The following is an 18,982-nucleotide window of genomic DNA, read 5'->3' as shown; positions in this document are numbered from 1 at the left end:
ATTTAAGTAAGTATTAATACTAGTTGAAAAATAATTTGTTTAATTAGTCATGTTTGCAGAATGTCTAAATACAGTATTTTTAATTAATTATTGTCAATTATCTTTGGATGACTTAGTTATCTCAACCGTATATATATTGAAGACAAGAATGTGAATCTTCGTAAATACATAGGTATGAAAAATGCTGCCATTGTACATTGATTATGAGTATATATTAAGAGTAAACTTTTATTTTACAATTTCAACCTGGTATCTGGTTTCACAGACGTTGCTTGAAAGAGTTATTTTCCTTACTTACATTTTCTACTCCTACTTAAGTACGGAAAGTACAAAAGTCAATTAGATGAATTGATTTGAGTAAACCATCAATACTTACTATCTTGATCCTAGAAAAGTTAAATGTCAATTTTGTAACAATAGCTTATAATTTGTATTCCTGGAAACCTTATAATATATTTGACTAATTTTTCCTAGAGACTTGTGTAACATCCTCTAGTTTTGGGAACAATATCTTTATAATCTTCAGATATGCAAATCCGCAAATAGCTATGATCAAACTTGCTGGTTATCAAATATTAGAAAAAATTTATGAAAGTTATAATTCCGAAGTTTATCGGAGTATTCGGCAGCAAGATCATCAAGCTGTAATTTTGAAAGTTCTCAAGCAAGATTATCCGACATCAGCAGAATTAACTCGATATAAGCAAGAGTATGAAATCACCCAAAATTTACATCTAGATGGAGTGGTGAAAGCTTATAATTTAGTACCCTATCAAAAAACTTTAGTGATTATCCTGGAAGATTTTGGTGGGGATTCACTCAGGAATTATGATCATTTTAACTCTCTAGAAGAATTTTTAGCGATCGCCATTAAAATCACCGACACTTTAGCGCAAATCCATGCCGCTAATATCATTCACAAAGATATTAACCCCTCTAATATAGTTTTTAACCCCAAAACCGGAGTAGTGAAAATTATTGACTTCGGTATTGCTACAGTTTTCACTCGTGAAAATACTACCCTCAAACATCCCAATGTTTTAGAAGGTACTCTCGCCTATATGTCGCCGGAACAAACAGGGAGAATGAACCGCACCCTCGATTATCGCACTGACTTTTACTCCCTGGGTGTGACATTGTATGAATTACTAACTCAAAAACTTCCTTTTGACACTGATGATTCTTTAGAATTAGTCCATTGTCATCTAGCGAAACAACCAATTTCACCACATATAATCAATCCAGATATACCCAAAACCCTATCCGATATTGTCATGAAATTAATGGCAAAAACTGCGGAGGAAAGATATCAAAGTGCTTTGGGTATTAAAGCCGATTTAGAGTTTTGTTTGATGCAATATCGTCAAGGTAAAATCCCTTCATTTACCTTGGGAAGTCAAGATATTTCTGATCAATTTAAAATTCCACAAAAACTCTATGGTAGAGAAACAGAAATTGATGCTCTCCTCACAGCTTTTACCAGAGTTACTACTGGTAATACAGAAATGATGTTGGTAAGTGGTTACTCTGGTATTGGCAAATCCACATTAGTACAGGAAATTTATAAACCGATTACCGAAAAACGAGGATATTTTATTGCAGGTAAATTTGACCAATTTCAAAAAAATATTCCATATAGTGCAGTAGTTAAAGCCTTTCAATCTCTCATTCGTCAACTCCTCACAGAAAGCGAAAGTCAACTGCAAACATGGAAAAAGAAAATTTTAACAGCTTTAGGAATCAACGGACAGGTAATTATTGATGTTATACCAGAGTTAGCACTAATTATTGGACATCAACCACCAGTACAAGAATTAGGCCCCGCAGAATCACAAAACCGTTTTAACCTTGTCTTTCAAAACTTCATTCGTGTATTTTGCCAACAAGCACACCCATTAGTCATATTTTTAGATGACCTACAATGGGCTGATTCTGCTACTCTCAAATTAATTGACCTAATTATGAGAGATGAAGCCCTAGGATATTTATTTCTGATTAGTGCATACCGAGATAACGAAGTAGATATTAATCATCCCACCATCATTACTATTGAATCCTTAAAGAAAGCCGGCTTTATTATTGAGGAGATTACCTTAGCACCCCTGACATTAGAGCATATTACTCAACTAATTTCTGACAGTCTATACAGCGATTTAATTTCTGTAGAACCCTTAGCTAAACTAGTAGAAAGTAAAACAGGTGGTAATCCCTTTTTTGTTAGTCAATTTTTAAAGACATTATATCAAGAAAACCTCCTCTTATTTGATTTAGAGAACTTGATTTGGCAGTGGAATATTGACCAAATTGAGGAAATGGGTATCACAGATAATGTTGTAGATTTAATGATTAGCAAGTTAAGAAAGCTATCTCAAAACACCCAACATATTCTCCAGTTATCAGCTTGTGTAGGTAATAGTTTTGATTTAAATACCCTGGCAATTATTTCGGAAAAATCCATCATTCAAACATTTAGAGATATTTCCCCTGCTACTCAAGAAGGACTAATTATACCTACTTCTGACTTGGAAATTACCGAAGCAAATTTGATCGCATCTCCCCTGATGATTATCAACTATCGCTTTTTGCATGACCGCGTGCAACAAGCGGCATATGCTTTAATTGATGAAAATAATAAGAAAAGCATTCATCTGCAAATCGGACAGTTATTATTACATAATATATCCCAAAATGAACTTGTAAATAGAATATTTGAAGTTGTTGATCATCTCAATTTAGGACGAGAATTACTAGCGGGACTTAAACAAAAATTAAGCCAAAAAAGAGTATAATGCTTAACTAACATAGCTTTCACGTTAGAAAAAGCTCATGAAAGAAACCACTCCCACAGCGATGCCCCCGTGCTTTGAAAGATGGTGTCAAAGATTTGATGATGTGTTTACTCATAAAGCTCAAAAAAGAGAGTTTAGACACTATATAGGGGGATTACTGGGGGAAAGTGAGAGGAAAAACCTGTTTCAAATGGCGGATAATGCTGTAGGTGTAACTTACCACCGATTACATCACTTTTTGACCGAAGCACCTTGGTCTAGTGGGCAGGTGAATGAGCGTCGATTGGAAATCATGAATAAGTGCAGTCAAACGAGAATTAGTAGAGGTTTTAGCTTAATAATTGATGATTCTGGTCATAGAAAAAGTGGTAATTTTACTGCTGGTGTGGGGAGACAGTATATTGGAGAAATTGGCAAAACAGATAATGGAATCGTAGTAGTAACAACGCATTTATATGATGGCAGAAAAAGCTTACCGTTAGATATAGAGTTATATCAACACGCTGATTCTTTAGCTCAAGGAAAACAAGATCCTCTATTTGAGAAAAAACCAGAACTAGCAATCAAGTTAATAGATCAAGCCCTAAACAGAAAATATCAACCTGGGATAGTAATTGTAGATGCTGGATATGGCAACAATACATCATTTTTATTAGAGTTGGAAAAACGGCAATTAAAATATTTAGGAGGATTAGCTAAAAATCGAAAAGTAACAGTTAATCAAACAGATAATATTCAACAAACAATTCGGTTAGATGAATTAGCCCAGAGCTTACCCAAAGAGGCTTTCACAGAAATTCAAACAGATTTGGATAAACCCAAAACATTATGGGTAGTAACTTGTGAAGTGGAAATATCAAGTTTAACTGGAAAGCGAAATATTGCTATCGTCATGAATGCTTCTACTTTCTCAGCAGCCACCGATATTGACTACTTCATCACTAATATATCTTCATCAATTGTTACACCACAATGGATAGTTGATACATATTCTCAAAGGAATTGGGTAGAAGTTTTTTACAGGGAAGCTAAAGGATGGTTAGGACTTAAAGAATATCAAGTTCGTGATAAAAGGAGTTTACTGCGCCATTTTATTTTGGTTTTCTGTGCCTATACTTTTATTCTTTGGCATCAGTTAACTGGAGGATTAAGACGACGGTGGGCAAACAAACCTTTAAATACTTTTACTGAAGCTTTAGAAGCTTTCAGAACAGCCATGTCTTTTCGATTTATTGATTGGTTGAACTTAAATCGTGACGTGTTTGCTGCTTACAAAGCTAGTTTGGGTTACATTTGGGCTTGATTTTTGTCTAAGTCCCGCTAGTCAATAATGACGAAAAGATTGAATTATCTCAATTAAATTTAGCTGCGAGCAAGAAAGCCAAAGAAGCGACAGCTTATAGTGCTGCTTTGCAATATTTAATTGCAGGTATGGAAGTGTTACCTGGTGAGCCTTGGCAAGAACACTACGATTTAACCTTAAGTTTACATCTAGAAAGGTCAGAGGTTGAATATTTACTTGGTAATTTTGAAGATTCCCAAGCTCTCATTGCGGTGATGTTGGAGCGGACTAAAACTAACTTAGAAAAAGCTAAAATTTATAATCTTCTCATCGTTCAATATACTCTACTAGGAAGATTAAGTGATGCTATTGTAGCCGGACGTAAAGGTTTAGCATTGTTAGATATTCACTTACCAGAATCAAATTTTGAACCAGCTTTAGAGATTTTACTCAAGGAAACCAAGCAACTTTTAGAAAATCAGGATATTGCCGGATTAATTAATAAACCAGACATGGTAATTCCTGAGAAAATAGTAGCTTTAAATCTGTTAATGAATATTGACCCTGCTAGTTATCTCGCAGACCAAAAACTTTACATAATAGTAGTTTTAGAGCTATTAAATTTATCTCTTAAATATGGCAATTTAGGAGAATCAGTCAAGGGATATACCAACTATGGGATGTTACTAGGTGCTGTTTGGCGAGACTATCAACAGGGTTATGAGTTCGGTAAATTAGCTCTGCAAGTTAGTGAAAAATTCGATAACTTAGCACAAAAATGTAAAGCCTGTTTTGTATTGGCGAATTTTCAAACAAATTGGGTGAAACACATCAAATTTACACGATCAATTAATCAAGAAGGATATCACGCAGGTTTAGAGTCAGGAGATTTACAATTTGCTGGGTATATTCTGGCATTCCAAGTATTTAACACTCTCTTTGAAGGAGTGCCTTTAGTAGATGTATTATCAGAACTAGATAATGGCTTACAATTCGTGCATAAAAATCAGAACCAATGGGCAAAGGATACTATGTTAGCAGCCCGTTTAGGTTTGTTCAATTTGACTGCTAGAACATCAGAAAGATTAAATTTTGATAGTAGTGAAATTAGTGAGGCAGACTATTTAGCAGGTTGTCGAGAACGTAATAGTTTTGCACCTTTATTCTGCTATCTGACTTTAAAATCTCAGGTTCTCTATTTTTATGACGAAGGTTTAGAGGCACTTAAATATTCTCTAGAAGCAGAAAAGTATTTGGATTATTTGAAAGGGCTGATTCCTGTAGCTGATCAAAATTTTGCCCAATCATTAATCATCACATCTATATATCCCCAACTTACTGAAGAAGCAAAAAAAGAGTATTGGCAGAAACTAATTCTTAATCAAGAACTGATGCGAATTTGGGCAGATAATAGCCACGAAAATTTCTTGCATAAGTATCTTTTGATTGCCGCCGAAATGGCTCGTTTATCTGGTCAACATTTGGAGGCAATAAACCTATATGATCAAGCTATTGCATCAGCACAAGAACATGAATTTATCCAAAATGTGGCATTAGGTAATGAACTAGCAGCTAAGTTCTGGCTCAGTCAAGGTAAAGAAAATATTGCCCAACTCTACATGATAGAAGCTCACTACAGCTATCAATTGTGGGGTGCTACCCGTAAAGTAGAAGATTTATTAGCTAAATATCCCTACTTGCTAGACAAAAAAGCAGTAGTCAGTAATCGTAAAAAATCTTTGACTACTCATAATAGTGTGACAACAACTCAAACTGATCATAGTGAATCTTTAGATTTAGCAACTGTGATTAAAGCATCACAAGTCATCTCTGGGGAAATAGTCTTAAGTGAATTGTTGCAAAAATTGATGTCCATCGCTATTGAAAATGCTGGTGCTTCTCATGGCTGTTTAATTCTCAACCGCCAGGAAAAACTGGGAATAGAGATTTGCGTTGATAAGCTAGGAGTGATTACTGTAGAACCTGCTAGACCTTTGGTTGAAGATATTCTGCCTTTATCTGTGATTAATTATGTGGCAAGAACTCATGAAAATGTGGTTTTGAGTGATGCAACAGATGAATCTAACTTTGGAAATGATCCTTATATTCAATCTGAGCAACCAAAATCTGTATTAGCCACAGCCATTATTAATCAAGGAAAATTTCTAGGGATTCTGTATTTAGAAAACAATTTGACGCTTGGGGCATTTACTAGCGATCGCCTAGCCATTTTACAGCTATTATGCTCTCAAGCAGCAATTTCTCTAGAAAATGCCTTACTGTATGAACAACTAGAAGAATACTCCCGGACTCTAGAAATTAAAGTCGAAGAAAGAACACAAGAATTAAAAGCAGCCCAAAATAAAATTATTGCTCAAGAAAAACTCGCATCACTGGGTTTACTCACAGCCGGAGTAGCCCATGAAATTAGAAATCCTCTCAACTTTGTCAATAATTTCGCGGAAATTTCTGCTGACTTAGCACAGGATGCACTTGCAGAACTTGAATCTCAATCTGAGTTTTTAAATCCAGAATCATGGGGGTACATCAAAGAAACACTCCATGACATAGTGGAAAATGTCACAGAAGTTAAACAACAAGGACTCAGGGCAGATAATATCATTAAGAATATGTTACTTGTGGCTAGAACTGATAGTAATAGTCAACCACAAATCACCGATCTCAATGCTTTAGTTGCCACTGCTATCCAACTCGCCTATCATAGTCTAGTCAATAAGTGGGAAGGCTTTAATATAACTCTAGAAACCGAGTACGATTCCACGCTACCAGAGGTATCTATTGTTTCTCAAGATATCAATCGAGCCTTGATTAATATTATTGATAATGCTTGTTATGCGGCTTACAAGAAAAAACAGGAGGTTGGTAAACAATTCATCCCTAAACTTTTCGTCAAAACCCAAAATTTAGGCAAGTTTTTCTCCATTACTATTCGAGACAATGGCCAGGGAATTGCACCAGATTTAATTGATAAAATTTTCAATCCCTTTTTTACTACTAAGCCTGCTGGAGATGGTACAGGTTTAGGATTATCGATCATTCAAGATATTATTGTTGGTCAACACCAAGGAGATATTCAAGTCAATACGGAAGTAGGAGAATACACAGAATTTCTGATAACCATACCAATTTCATAGTTTATCCATCAACAATCAGCAACATCATTTTAGGATTCAATTTATGACAGAATATATATTATTTGTAGATGATGAGAAACTAATTAAACGGTTAGTTTCCCATTATTTTAGAAATCAAATCCGTAAAGGAGAATACGAGTTTATTTTTGCCTATAATGGTATAGAAGCACTAGAAAAATTGCAAGAAAATCCTTTAATCAATTTGGTAATTACTGACATTAATATGCCCGAAATGGACGGATTGACTTTACTGGCTAAAATCCGCGAATTTCATGAAGACACTAAAGCTATTATTGTGTCAGCATACGAAGATTTAAAAATGATTAGACAAGCTATGAATTTAGGAGCTTGTGACTTTATCAATAAACCTCTTGACTTTCAAGACCTAGAAAATAGTATTAGTCGTACTTTAGCTTATATGTATAAGCTAAAACAAAATAAATCTACACTATCCGTAGTCAATGAATCATTGACCGCATCATTAGATGAGCTAGAAAATCCTATTAACTGGATATCTAGTAATCTTCAAGAAGCACAACTAGTAATTAAAGACCTGATTAGTAATCTGCAAACATATCAGCAACAATTTACTGAGATATCACCGGAAATTCTGCACAGTATTAAAGACATTGGAAGGGAAGATTTAGTATCAGATTTGTCTGAGATCATGATATCTATGAAATTTGGTACTGAGCGTCTGGAGGAGATTGGTAATAAATTAACAACTGCAATTAAAAAAGGTTGAACATCTATATAGGACTAGTATTTGATTTCTGAAAAAATCTAAGTATGTGTAGGGTGTGTTAGGCGTAAGCCGTAACGCACCACAGGGCTTGGTGCTAGGTGTTGTACTCTCGCTGCTAACACACCCTACTGGACTGACACAGCTAAAATAGTGGATTAGATGTAGGTTGGGTTGAGGAACGAAACCCAACATAAATATCGAAAACTTAACTATAGATGCTGGTGTTGGGTTTCCTCGCGTCAACCCAACCTACAATTTCTTTGCAACTGTCGCTCATACTCAAATCATCACACTGCCGTAACACACCCTACTACTCTGTGAATTAATTTTGCACGATGACTGACTAGCGTTCTACACTAAATATTGTTCCTACTGCAAACCTGCACTAGCTCAGAGAAACTGTCCATGCAACTCCTGAAAACAACCGACACAAACTTTACTCCCCAATTTCAAGCCCTTGTTAATAGCCGTCGGGAAGCAACGGTTGATGTTAGTGGTACAGTGCATAATATCCTGGCTGATGTGAAAGTGCGTGGTGATGCCGCAGTTAAAGACTATACCAGTCGGTTTGACCATTTTAGCCCTGATTCTCTAAGGTTGAGTCAAACTTTCATTGCTGAACAAGCTGCTAAATGCCCGAATGAAGTCAAAACAGCATTAGAATTAGCTGCTCAACGTATTACTGCTTTCCACCAAAAGCAACTACCCCAAAACATTGGTTACACTGACGCAGTAGGTGTCAAACTTGGCTTAAATTGGGTTGCCCTTTCGCAAGTTGGTATTTACGTTCCCGGAGGACGAGCGAGTTATCCCAGTTCTCTGCTTATGAATGCCCTACCTGCCAAAATTGCGGGTGTAGAACGCATTGTGATGACTGTACCCATGCCTCGCGGGGAAATCAATCCCGCCGTATTAGCAGCTGCTCAAGTTGCTGGTGTGACAGAAATATATAGTATTGGTGGGGCGCAAGCAATAGCTGCCTTGGCTTACGGTACAGATAGCATTAGCCCCGTAGATAAGATTGTTGGCCCTGGTAATGCCTACGTTGCTGAAGCCAAACGTCAGGTATTTGGTACTGTAGGTATAGATAGTATTGCTGGGCCTTCAGAAATTTTGGTGGTAGCCGACGACAAAAATCACCCAGAATGGATAGCCTGGGATTTACTCTCCCAAGCAGAACACGACCCCAGCGCACAGTCTATTTTAATTACCGACTCGGAAACTTTTGCCCAAAAAGTTATCACCGCAGTAGACCAAGTTATTCCCCAGTTATCGACTCAAGCAGCCGCTAGTACCAGTTGGGAAAAGCATGGTGCAGTAATTATTGTCAATGATCTAGCAGATAGCATCCCTTTATTAAACCAATTAGCTCCCGAACACGTAGAATTATGTGTAGACAATCCCCAAGTACTCGCCAATCAAATTAAATGTGCTGGTAGTATGTTTTTGGGACGCTACACCCCAGAAGCAATTGGTGATTATTTAGGTGGCCCTAATCATGTGCTACCTACATCCCGTTCCGCGCGCTTTGCCTCTGGTTTAAGTGTCTACGATTTTGTCAAACGCATTACTTATTTAGAATGTAATCAAGCCGCATTACAGGAAATTGGTCAAGCTGCCGTTACCCTAGCGGAAGCGGAAGGTTTGCCGGCTCACGCTGGTAGTGTGGCGATACGTCTAGAATCAGGTTGTTAATCTGACTTTTCACAGCATCTGGAAAACCCCTCTCCATAGAGCCAAGTACCTTTCCCCTACCAATGTAGAGACGTTTCATGAAACGTCTCTACGTATTCACTCTTAGCTAGTAGGGAAGGGGTGAACGAAATTTTATGTGGGATTTCTAGCTACGTATCCAAAAAATTACCCTCCACACTCCCCACACCTCCCACACCTTTTTTCCCTCACCCGTAGGGAAGGGGGTTAGGGGGTTAGATTTTACGTTAACTTTTCCACATAACGTGAAAAGTCAGGTTGTTAATAGGGTAGCAATTATATAGGAATCATAGGGGAACAAGAGTTTGTTGAAAAGAGGCCTGATCAGGAAATACTTCAAACACCTTTGCTGTATCAGTAAGGTCTAGAATCATCCTCATTTGCTCATTAAGTGAACAAAGAACCAACCTTACCTGTTTCTGTCGGGCTGTTTTTACTGTTAAAAGCAGAGTTCCAAATCCAGAACTATCCATAAAGGTAATGTCTTGACAATCAATTAAAACTGTGCATACACCTGATTCAATCATATCGATTACTTCTTGATACAGTTTTCTACCCCTTCTGCCATCAAACAGCCCACGAGGTTGAATAACTTTTATTTCGCAATTCATAATCATTTTTGTGATTGCCCTTTATTTGATAACTAATGATTAATTTTTCAGAACTAACATTTTTTTCATTAACAAGCAGTTTTTATCTTTAGATTCACGAGTGTAGCTAATTTTCCAGCCATATTCTTGTCTGAGTTTTAGCAAGAAAATGCACCCCCAATGGGCTTCATGATCTAAAGGATTAAATGCGCGATCGCTAACTTCTTGATGAAAGTTTTCTAAAGCCAATTCAAAATCAAAAATCTCGCCTTGATCCCAAATGGCAACCTGAAAATATTCATGAGATATTTTGACAGTTAAATCCACAGGAGTTTCAGGATTTAGGTGGCGATGAGCATGGCGAACTACATTGGTAAAACCTTCAATGACAGCAGTTTGAGCTTCTAACCATAATTGATAACTTACTGGTGTGTGGTTGAATTGCTCCAACCATCTGACAACTGTTGCCACTGCGTCAAGGTCGCTAGTAACTTGCAACGTAGAGTTATGGATCAACGCATCTGTTTTCATTGATATTTATACTGCTCCTGAGTCTTTGTTAAAAACAACAATTATGGTTTTCAAAATTAGCTTGAAATCGTAAAATAGACTCCAATTTTCTTGATAACGCAAATCTAGTTTAATCACATCTTCAAAATCACGGATCTTTGAGCGGCCATTCACTTGCCATTCCCCACTCAGCCCAGGTCTTACATCTAGTCTTTGCCAATTGTGAATTTCATAATGTTCTAACTCATCAGGAGTTGGGGGACGAGTACCAATTAAACTCATATCTCCTTTGAGGATATTCCAAAATTGAGGAAATTCATCAAGGCTGGTTTTACGAAGAAAACGACCTACACGGGTAATTCTAGGGTCATGATCATTTTTGAAAAAAGCACCGGAAGCTTGGTTTGTAATAGTAGATTTGAGAGCTTCCGCATTCGTCACCATTGAGCGAAACTTCCAAATACGAAATTTTCGTCCCATCCAACCGCAGCGAGTTTGACTAAATAGTATAGGCCCTGGACTATCAATTTTAATAGCGATCGCAATCGGTACAAATAGCACGGCTGTTACACCCAAACCAAGCACTGCACCCACAATATCAACCGCACGTTTAATTGGCGATCGCACCGAAGCATGGGTTAAGGGTGGACGCTTTTCAATTTTGCGGTTCAGAGTCGGGGCAGTAGGTTGTGTATTAGATTCAATGTTTAAAATTTTATCCAACCCTACCAACCCAAAAGCTAATTTAACTTGCTCACTCACACTCCATAGAACTAATTCCACCTTTTTAGTTTGTGCCAATTTCAGGTTAGTAATCATTGAACCAACACCACTACTATCAATAATTGTGGTTTGTCCAAAATCTAAGATGATTTTGTTGATAGTAGAATCATCCACAAAACTTTTAAATAACTCTCGGAATTTAATTGCCTCTAAAACAGTTAATCGGGGTGGCATCTGCACTAATAAAGTGTTGTTTAAACGAGTAGTGACAAGAGTTAATTGTGTCTTGGAAGGAGAAGTGACCATTGCTATATACCTAAATTATCGAGTGTAATCTGTGTTTAAATACTTACTTGTAGTTGATGAGAATTTTGACCAAAACGGCTTTCTAGACTATTGCAAAGTGCGATCGCAGTAGCCTTAGAAACATCAGAAACAGAGACTTGTCTAGGAGCATCAATAAATCGCACCAAATCACCAGGACACCAAGCAATAGGAACATTAATCTGCGATAGTGCTAAAGCTAGTTCTACTTGATGATCATCAACGTGTTCTTGAAACTCCTGACTACGAGCCACCAAAATATAAGGCTTATCCAGAGAATCCAACAGTAATAAACTTCCTTCACCACAGTGAGCAATCACAATTCGAGCTTTGCGAATCAAGTCTTGAAACTTCTCTTCTTTAAGGAAACGATAAACCTTTGCACCAGCCGGTAAAATCGTCGAGTTCCCATACTGAACTACAATTTCCTCTTGAATTAAATCATGCTGTAATAACACCTCAATCCAGTGCATAAGGCGATTAAATGGGTATTGTTCTGTACCAACGGTTACTAAAATCATAGGGGTGTAGGGGTGTGGGGGTGTAATACCAATTCACAATTCGCAATTCGCAATTCGCAATTAAAAAACTTAGATGCAGCAAAGCTTTTAGGGTTTACGTCTGTATCAAGGTTTTCGTGAATTGGTGTAAGAGGATGTTTGAATTGTGAATTACGAATTACGAATTGCGAATTTCTTTAACTCTCTTGGGGGCTGACTAATTCAGCTTGAGGATAACGGGCTTGGAGTTGTGGCCACTGCACATATAGAAGGGTGAGGAAAGGTAAAACTAATCTGGCGGATAAACTTAAAGTTTCAATTCGAGTTACAGATTCGATAAATACCGTCTGACTACCAAAGAGTTTTCCGAGAATCAAAAAGGGAACAGCCACACCAGCACCTGTAGAGATAATCACATCAGGTTTAGTTTCTCGGATCACCTGAAAAGCCAGATATAAATTCTTGACGAAATTAGGAAAATTGCGGTTAGTAGGACTATAAGCCCAATAAACCTTTTCTTCATTCAAAGCAGCTTGTGTAGTGGCTGTATTAAAACTGACCCAAGCTCGATCATAATTTTCCCAAAAAGAACGCAATTGTTGAAGACCTTTAAAATGTCCACCGGAGGAGCAAACTAATAATACTTTCATAGGTTAATGGGGAATGGGGCATTGGGCATTGGGCATTGGGCATTGGGCATTGGGAATGGGGCATGGGGCATTGGGGCATGGGGCATGGGGCATTGGGGAATCATGCTTCCTTGTCTACCTTGTCCCCCTTGTCTACCTTGTCTCCCTTCCCTTGTCTCCCTTCCCTACCTCCCCTACACCCTCACTCGGCACTGTTAACTTGTTCATACCGGATGCGTCGTTGTTGAGTTGAGCCGGTGATTTGCATGATTAATTTTTCTAACCACTGATAAAGAGATTGGGGTAAAAACCAGAGTAGATATGCAGCAACGCAAGAGATTAATGTGCGACGAGGTTCTTCTAAGAGGATGCGCCAATGTATTTTTATAGCTTGGTGTAGTAGACTCACAGCTATTTGTGGCGATCGCTGTCTAATTGCTCTCCTGGCTAAATATCGTAGTTGATAGGCTCTTGCCTTATTACCCCAATTTTTGATAAATTCAGGATTATAAGCTTGGGTTTTAACTAAAATTCTTTCCCAAGATTCATATTGCTTGAAAATATTCGCTGATAAACCGCCCATATTTACCCGATAAAGAGTCAAAGCTTCGGCGATACCTTCAATTTTCCAGTTTGTTTGCAGAGCAATTCTCAGCCAGCATTCAATATCTTCAGATTGACGAAAGCGATCGTCAAAATAAAAGTCTTCTACCTCACCGTATAAATTCTCCTCAAACCTAATCTCAGTTAAAACATCTCTGCGAATCACCACCGAAGAACCATTACTAATAGGATTGCGACAGAACAGATATTCTGGAGTAATATCAGTTAACTTAGGCATTTGATAAATTCCCAGAGGTTGACTCTGTTCATCAATCAAACGAGAACGAGAAAAACTCACACCCACATGAGGCGATCGCTCCAAATGTTCAACGTGTTTCTCCAACTTCTCCGGTAGCCACAAATCATCACTATCAATAAAAGCTAAATATTCCCCTTGCGCGTGACGAATCCCCGTATTTCTCGCCCCAGCCAAACCCCGATTGAGTTGATGAACAAATTTCATCCGAGGATCATCAAACTGGCGACAAATTTCAATACTCTGATCCGTACAACCATCATCAACAATAATGATTTCAAAATCCTTATATGTCTGCGCCAAAACAGATCGTAACGTCTCAGCCACAGAACCCGCAGAATTATAAACCGGAATAATCACAGATATCTTACACATATATTTTTAAATCTCATGAGGACTAAAGTCCTGACTACAAACTAAACTCTTCTCAAATCTCACCCTTTGCGTCTTTGCGCCTTCCCTTCGGGACGCTCCGCGAATGCGCGAACAAAATCCCCTCCATCAACCAAACCCCCAACACCGCCCCCAAAGTTAAAAAACTCCGGCGAGGCTCATAAACCAACAACCGCCAATCAGAACGCAAAGCACGACTCATAAAATCAACCCCCACATTTGCAGGTAGCCGCAGACGAAAAGCACGACGAGCCAAATAACGCAGATGCAAAGCCTGAGCCAAAGCAAAATGACGCTCAACTAACGCAGGTGCATAAACTCTCGCCTTATCCACAAGTTGATTCCAACCTGCTTCCATGCGATATAAATGAGATGAAAGCCCACCAGAACTAGTGCGATATCGAGTCAAAACCTGATTGATACCTGCAATTTCCCAATCAGTACAACTGACTCGCAACAACCACTCCAAATCCTCAGAGAAACTCATGTCATCACAAAAGCCTCCCACCTGCTGAAAGACTTCCCGACGCACCACCCAATTAGAAGTTGTAGTTGTAGGGTTTTCCGAAAGGAAATATTCTGGTTTTAAATTACTTAAACGGGAACTAGAAACTTGTCCAGTTGGTTCACCCGTTTGATTTAGGATTTCCACCTGAGAAAAACTCACCCCTAAGCGGGGATAGGATTCAAAATGCTTCAGGTGTTGGTAGAGCTTATTTGGTAGCCACTGATCATCAGCATCGAGAAAAGCCAGGATTTCACCGCGACTTTTTTCTACTCCCAGATTGCGGGCAGTAGAAACACCCTGATTGGGTTGATTGATTAGATGAATACGCTCATCTATTTTTTGATATTCTTCGATAATTGCTACAGTGTCATCAGTAGATCCATCATTAATGATCAATAACTCCCAATCAGCAAAAGTCTGTTGTTGTACAGAAGCGATCGCCGCCCCTAAAAACTCAGCCGCATTATAAGCAGGTATAACTACCGATACCATTGGCTTACTAATTATCATCCCTTCCCCTCCTCTAAGACTAATTCGTAATTCGTAATTCGTAATTCGTAATTAAGATAGTTAGGTTTGAATTTTGAATTTTGAATTATTGAAGGTGTGGTGAGTTGCCCAAATGGTGTAAATTGGTTGCAGAATTAAATGGGTTGCCATAACTGCGATCGCAGCTCCTAAAATCCCCCATTGCGTCCCTACCCAAATCCCACTAGCCAAACACACCGTAAACATCAGATTCCAACGCAATTCAATTTGTGGTTGTCCAAAAGCTCGGAACATCAAAGAAGCAGCATCAGCAAAGGGACGGGATAAGGCCGAACAACAAATCAACATTAAAATCGGCACTGCTCCCCGTTCTACCCATTTCTGCCCAAATACTAGGGGAATGTAGAACGGTGCTAAACTCGATTGCAATACAACTAAAGGCACAATCATAAAGGCGATTTTTCGCAGACTTTGCAGATAGCGTTGGGCAAATAACACAGGCTGAGAGTTGAGGTTGCACAGGTCGGAAAACAACGATACCCGTATAGCATTTATTACACTTAAACTCATGCCTAATCCGGCATTAAATGCAAAATAATAAACACCTAAAGCTTCCAAACCAACAAACCGACCGATTAATAGATAATCTATATTTTCTCGAAAGATAGTGAGTAATTCGACACCAAGAATCCGCGTAGCGAAAGACGTAATCTGTCGCCATTTAGCGAAGGTGAGAGATTGAGTCATGCGCCAGGGATGATATTTAAAGGTGAGAATAATCCAGATGGGGGCTACCAAAAACTTCGGTAGAATAATCGCCCACATTCCCCAACCAGAAAGGGAAAATATCGCTGTTAAGACGTTATCTGTGGATACTTGCACAGAACTAATCAAAGCCAAAATATTCAGCTTGTTTTCCCTTCTGATTAAGGCTGTTTGCACCATTGCCAGAGGGTAAATCAGATATGTAATCGCAATCAAACAAATCGGTAAAATTAAGTTCGAGTTACTGTAAAATTGCGCGATCGCTAATGATGCTAAACACTGCACCGTAAATAACACCCCAGCAATTACCCAATTCAACCCGAAGGCGGTACGACATAACTCTTCTACCTCGCTAGCATCGGCTTGGACGATTTTGTCGGCTATACCGTTACGGGTAAAGACGCGAATAAATTCGTAAGTAGTCAGGACAATGGCGGCGAGTCCATAATCTTCCGCACTGAGAAACCGCGCCAGAATGACTGTAGTAAACAGGCGAAATACGCGGATGACTAATTCCGAAGCCCCCATCCAGCCAATATTACGGACAAAGCGGTCTTGTTTGAAGACTGCTAAAATTTTAGCGATCGCTTTCATGTCACCGCCTCTAGCAATCTTTGCCAGTTAGATAAATAGTTATTCCAAGCGTTGATGGCGGAAGCTTTTCCTGTTTCTCCCATCTGGGCTAATTCCGATGCAGGTAAATCGACTAATTCCTGAATTGCTTTGGCGAGTGCTACTGGATTTCCTGGTGGAATGAGTATGCCACAGCCTGGAAGTTGCTCACTCAAACCATCCACCGCCGAGGCAATAATCGGTTTACCTGCTGCTCTAGCTTCTAAGCAGACGTTACCCCAAGCTTCCCAACGGGAGGGAATGACTACTGCATCACATTGACTTAAAAAAGCGGGTACATCATCAATGCGTCCGACAAATTCAATCTGAGGACAATTAGCGGCTAGTTGTTTGAGTTGGGTTTCCTCTTGTCCTCCCCCACCTATACGGACGATAATTTTAGGGTTGGATAGTTGTTTGACGGCATCAATTAAGATATCAAAGCCTTTTTGTAAACAGAATCTTCCATACGCACCAATGATAAATGGTTGTTCTGTAAGTCTGGGTTTGAGGGGAACGTTTAAAAAGTGATCGATGATTCTGGAGGACTGAATGAGGGCGATTTTTTCAGCAGGTAGTAATCGGTTTTTGAGCATCCACTGCTGTTGTCCTTGGGAAATGGCAATGACGCGATCGCACATTCCGTAAGCTAGTTTTAGCATCCGATGAAATCGGGGAACTGCGGGGACATTCCAAGGTTCAAAGCCGGCTGAGTAATGATGTTCGTTAATGATGACTTTGGCGGTAAATTTGAGATTCCATAGGGGTATCAGGTTTCGCCAGGATGAAGGGGCGTGAACTATGATTACGTCTGCTTTGGATGGTAGGGTGGAAACTTCTGATAGGGGGGCTATGGAAAAGTCAAATTTTTGGGATAGGTGGGAGTTTTCTAAGCTGGTTAGGGTGGCTTTGATTCCGCCTGTCCAGCCCATGCCTTGACCGCCTATGAGGTGGTAAATTTTTGGTTTCATTTTGGTGTGGGTTCGCGCAAAGGCGCAAAGACGCAAAGGAAGAAAGAGGAGTTATTTTACGCGATGTGCAACTTATTTTTGAAACCCCTCTCCAAAGACGCGGAGCGGCTTCTCGCCAGAGTACCTCTCCCCTGCAAGGAGAGAGGCTTTGATTCTTGCTCCCCTTCCCTTGTAGGGAAGGGGTTGGGGGTTAGGTTTGAGAGAAAGTTGCACACGGCATTATTTTGAGTTTTGTAGTGCTTGTTTATAGCATTGGTGGAAGTCTTGTTGGACTTGTTGGCGAATTGTTTGATGATCGAAGGTGGCGGTGGCGGTGGCGGCGATCGCATTCATATATATGTCTGGGTTAAACTCTTTGAGGTTACATCCGGGAATTTCTAAGCGTTGGGTTAGGTCTTTTCCTTTGTTTGAGTAATACAAGTTAAAGGGGATTCTGCCGCTTGCTAGGGCTAATACGGCTGTGTGATAACGAATGGCAATTATTAAACGACTAATGGCTAATGCACCCATGACTAGTTGCCATGTGGGTAGTGTATTAGTTACTCCAAAGGGGTTGAAAATTTTGACTCCTGGAACTTGTTGGGCAATTTGTTCTGCTACTGCTAAGTCGTTATCTGCTCCGTAGGCTCTAGATTGAATTAGTAATACGGGTTGATATCCTTTTTGTTGGCAGTTGCGACTGAGGGTAATTAATTGCTGTTGAAATTTTTGATTGTCATGGCTATACATGGAGTCAAAGGCGCGGAGGGAAATTAAGGCGGCTGTTTCTGGTTGAATCTCCTGTGTTTGAAAGATTTCTCTGGCTGTTTGTTTGGCTAGTTCACTGACTGAGAGGCTGAAGGCTACATCAAAGGATAAAATGGCTGAAACTCCAGCTTGGGTTAAACGTTGATGGCTTTGGGCATCTCGGACGCACACAGCAGCTAACCGTCGCAAACAAAATGCTAAGGCCTGAAAACTTAAGCCATGACAGGAGCGCGGTATTGATTGCCCAAATAAAAATGTTTTTTGGGGCGATCGCTGTAGTTGTAGTAAATTCTGTATGAAGGCTTTGGTAATTAAATATTCACGGGCATTGTTGAATATATCGCCGCCTACACTGATATAACCATCACAGCGTGGTAACTGTGACACAATCTGTAAACCCGGAATGTACTCTGGTTCTGAGTCTTGGAATTTAGCGACAACTTGAGCATCAGCTGCTAGGGCAGTTAAGGCACTGTAAATTGCTGCATCACCAATATTTAAGGTGGAATAGGTATTTACCAAACCAATAGTGAGTTTCATTAAATCAGTTATCAGTTATCAGTGTCTTATTTGCTCATTCGTATAATTTCCTTATACAAGGCTTTTTTTCTTGATCAGAATTGATAGTATAATTTTTTTCTTTTTTAATACTTAAAAACGCTTTAATTAATCTCAGGG

Annotated in this window: 15 protein-coding genes; 5 read left to right on the top strand and 10 right to left on the bottom strand. The window is 39.1% G+C overall.

The annotated features are described in order from the left end of the window. Nucleotides 1-548: 548 nt before the first annotated feature. The 5 genes from ACPZ3T_RS28125 to hisD all read left to right on the top strand — a co-directional run bounded on the left by ACPZ3T_RS28125 (nt 549) and on the right by hisD (nt 9,666). The gene (locus ACPZ3T_RS28125) at nt 549-2,789 is read left to right on the top strand and encodes an ATP-binding protein (RefSeq protein ID WP_490272715.1); all 2,241 of its coding nucleotides are present in this window, start codon (nt 549-551) and stop codon (nt 2,787-2,789) included. Between the two features lie 37 nt (nt 2,790-2,826). Continuing rightward, entirely contained in the window at nt 2,827-4,092 is a 1,266-nt protein-coding gene (locus tag ACPZ3T_RS28120) for an IS701 family transposase (protein ID WP_015116159.1), read from the top strand. 107 nt (nt 4,093-4,199) lie between these two features. Next, on the top strand, nt 4,200-7,226 hold the full coding sequence (locus ACPZ3T_RS28115; RefSeq protein ID WP_490272714.1) for an ATP-binding protein: 3,027 nt from the start codon (nt 4,200-4,202) through the stop codon (nt 7,224-7,226). A 43-nt stretch (nt 7,227-7,269) separates the two neighbouring features. Next, nucleotides 7,270-7,971 (top strand): response regulator, encoded by a 702-nt coding sequence (locus tag ACPZ3T_RS28110; protein WP_490272713.1) that lies wholly within the window; start codon nt 7,270-7,272, stop codon nt 7,969-7,971. Between the two features lie 405 nt (nt 7,972-8,376). Then, a complete protein-coding gene (gene hisD / locus ACPZ3T_RS28105) occupies nt 8,377-9,666 on the top strand; it encodes a histidinol dehydrogenase (RefSeq protein ID WP_490272712.1) in 1,290 nt (429 codons plus the stop codon). 305 nt (nt 9,667-9,971) lie between these two features. On the opposite strand, the gene ACPZ3T_RS28100 is transcribed toward hisD, so the two are convergent. The 10 genes from ACPZ3T_RS28100 to ACPZ3T_RS28055 form a co-directional block, all read right to left on the bottom strand. Then, nucleotides 9,972-10,295: an STAS domain-containing protein gene (locus ACPZ3T_RS28100; protein WP_490272711.1), complete on the bottom strand. Its 324-nt coding sequence runs from the start codon at nt 10,293-10,295 to the stop codon at nt 9,972-9,974. Between the two features lie 39 nt (nt 10,296-10,334). Continuing rightward, nucleotides 10,335-10,805 (bottom strand): ATP-binding protein, encoded by a 471-nt coding sequence (locus ACPZ3T_RS28095; protein ID WP_490272710.1) that lies wholly within the window; start codon nt 10,803-10,805, stop codon nt 10,335-10,337. A gap of 6 nt (nt 10,806-10,811) precedes the next feature. After that, complete coding sequence (locus ACPZ3T_RS28090) at nt 10,812-11,813, bottom strand: sugar transferase (protein WP_490272709.1); 1,002 nt, start codon at nt 11,811-11,813, stop codon at nt 10,812-10,814. Between the two features lie 35 nt (nt 11,814-11,848). Next, nucleotides 11,849-12,352 (bottom strand): glycosyltransferase, encoded by a 504-nt coding sequence (locus ACPZ3T_RS28085; protein WP_490272708.1) that lies wholly within the window; start codon nt 12,350-12,352, stop codon nt 11,849-11,851. A 176-nt stretch (nt 12,353-12,528) separates the two neighbouring features. Further along, a complete protein-coding gene (pssD, locus tag ACPZ3T_RS28080) occupies nt 12,529-12,981 on the bottom strand; it encodes a PssD/Cps14F family polysaccharide biosynthesis glycosyltransferase (RefSeq protein WP_490272707.1) in 453 nt (150 codons plus the stop codon). 181 nt (nt 12,982-13,162) lie between these two features. Beyond that, nucleotides 13,163-14,194 (bottom strand): glycosyltransferase family 2 protein, encoded by a 1,032-nt coding sequence (locus ACPZ3T_RS28075; protein WP_490272706.1) that lies wholly within the window; start codon nt 14,192-14,194, stop codon nt 13,163-13,165. 52 nt (nt 14,195-14,246) lie between these two features. Further along, nucleotides 14,247-15,230 carry a glycosyltransferase family 2 protein gene (locus ACPZ3T_RS28070; protein ID WP_490272705.1) on the bottom strand — a complete coding sequence of 328 codons (984 nt, stop codon included), beginning with the start codon at nt 15,228-15,230 and terminating at the stop codon, nt 14,247-14,249. Nucleotides 15,231-15,290: 60 nt separating this feature from the next. Continuing rightward, nucleotides 15,291-16,568 carry a lipopolysaccharide biosynthesis protein gene (locus ACPZ3T_RS28065; protein ID WP_490272704.1) on the bottom strand — a complete coding sequence of 426 codons (1,278 nt, stop codon included), beginning with the start codon at nt 16,566-16,568 and terminating at the stop codon, nt 15,291-15,293. Next, entirely contained in the window at nt 16,565-17,557 is a 993-nt protein-coding gene (locus ACPZ3T_RS28060) for a glycosyltransferase family 4 protein (RefSeq protein ID WP_490272703.1), read from the bottom strand. The genes ACPZ3T_RS28065 and ACPZ3T_RS28060 overlap by 4 nt, the downstream gene beginning before the upstream one ends. A 219-nt stretch (nt 17,558-17,776) precedes the next feature. Next, nucleotides 17,777-18,844, bottom strand: coding sequence for a polysaccharide pyruvyl transferase family protein (locus tag ACPZ3T_RS28055; protein ID WP_490272702.1), 1,068 nt, complete (start codon nt 18,842-18,844; stop codon nt 17,777-17,779). Nucleotides 18,845-18,982: the final 138 nt, after the last annotated feature.

It is taken from the genome of Aliinostoc maniaoense, from assembly GCF_058172895.1.
The sequence above is the reverse complement of the archived record's forward strand: the minus strand, read 5'-3'. Positions and strand labels throughout refer to the sequence as shown.

Bases quoted from the DNA above. Each gene is read 5' to 3' on its own strand.
- ACPZ3T_RS28125 (WP_490272715.1), top strand. From the start codon at position 549: ATGATCAAACTTGCTGGTTATCAAATATTAGAAAAAATTTATGAAAGT.
- ACPZ3T_RS28120 (WP_015116159.1), top strand. From the start codon at position 2,827: ATGAAAGAAACCACTCCCACAGCGATGCCCCCGTGCTTTGAAAGATGG.
- ACPZ3T_RS28110 (WP_490272713.1), top strand. From the start codon at position 7,270: ATGACAGAATATATATTATTTGTAGATGATGAGAAACTAATTAAACGG.
- hisD (WP_490272712.1), top strand. From the start codon at position 8,377: ATGCAACTCCTGAAAACAACCGACACAAACTTTACTCCCCAATTTCAA.
- ACPZ3T_RS28100 (WP_490272711.1), bottom strand. From the start codon at position 10,295: ATGAATTGCGAAATAAAAGTTATTCAACCTCGTGGGCTGTTTGATGGC.
- ACPZ3T_RS28095 (WP_490272710.1), bottom strand. From the start codon at position 10,805: ATGAAAACAGATGCGTTGATCCATAACTCTACGTTGCAAGTTACTAGC.
- ACPZ3T_RS28090 (WP_490272709.1), bottom strand. From the start codon at position 11,813: ATGGTCACTTCTCCTTCCAAGACACAATTAACTCTTGTCACTACTCGT.
- ACPZ3T_RS28085 (WP_490272708.1), bottom strand. From the start codon at position 12,352: ATGATTTTAGTAACCGTTGGTACAGAACAATACCCATTTAATCGCCTT.
- pssD (WP_490272707.1), bottom strand. From the start codon at position 12,981: ATGAAAGTATTATTAGTTTGCTCCTCCGGTGGACATTTTAAAGGTCTT.
- ACPZ3T_RS28075 (WP_490272706.1), bottom strand. From the start codon at position 14,194: ATGTGTAAGATATCTGTGATTATTCCGGTTTATAATTCTGCGGGTTCT.
- ACPZ3T_RS28070 (WP_490272705.1), bottom strand. From the start codon at position 15,230: ATGATAATTAGTAAGCCAATGGTATCGGTAGTTATACCTGCTTATAAT.
- ACPZ3T_RS28065 (WP_490272704.1), bottom strand. From the start codon at position 16,568: ATGAAAGCGATCGCTAAAATTTTAGCAGTCTTCAAACAAGACCGCTTT.
- ACPZ3T_RS28060 (WP_490272703.1), bottom strand. From the start codon at position 17,557: ATGAAACCAAAAATTTACCACCTCATAGGCGGTCAAGGCATGGGCTGG.
- ACPZ3T_RS28055 (WP_490272702.1), bottom strand. From the start codon at position 18,844: ATGAAACTCACTATTGGTTTGGTAAATACCTATTCCACCTTAAATATT.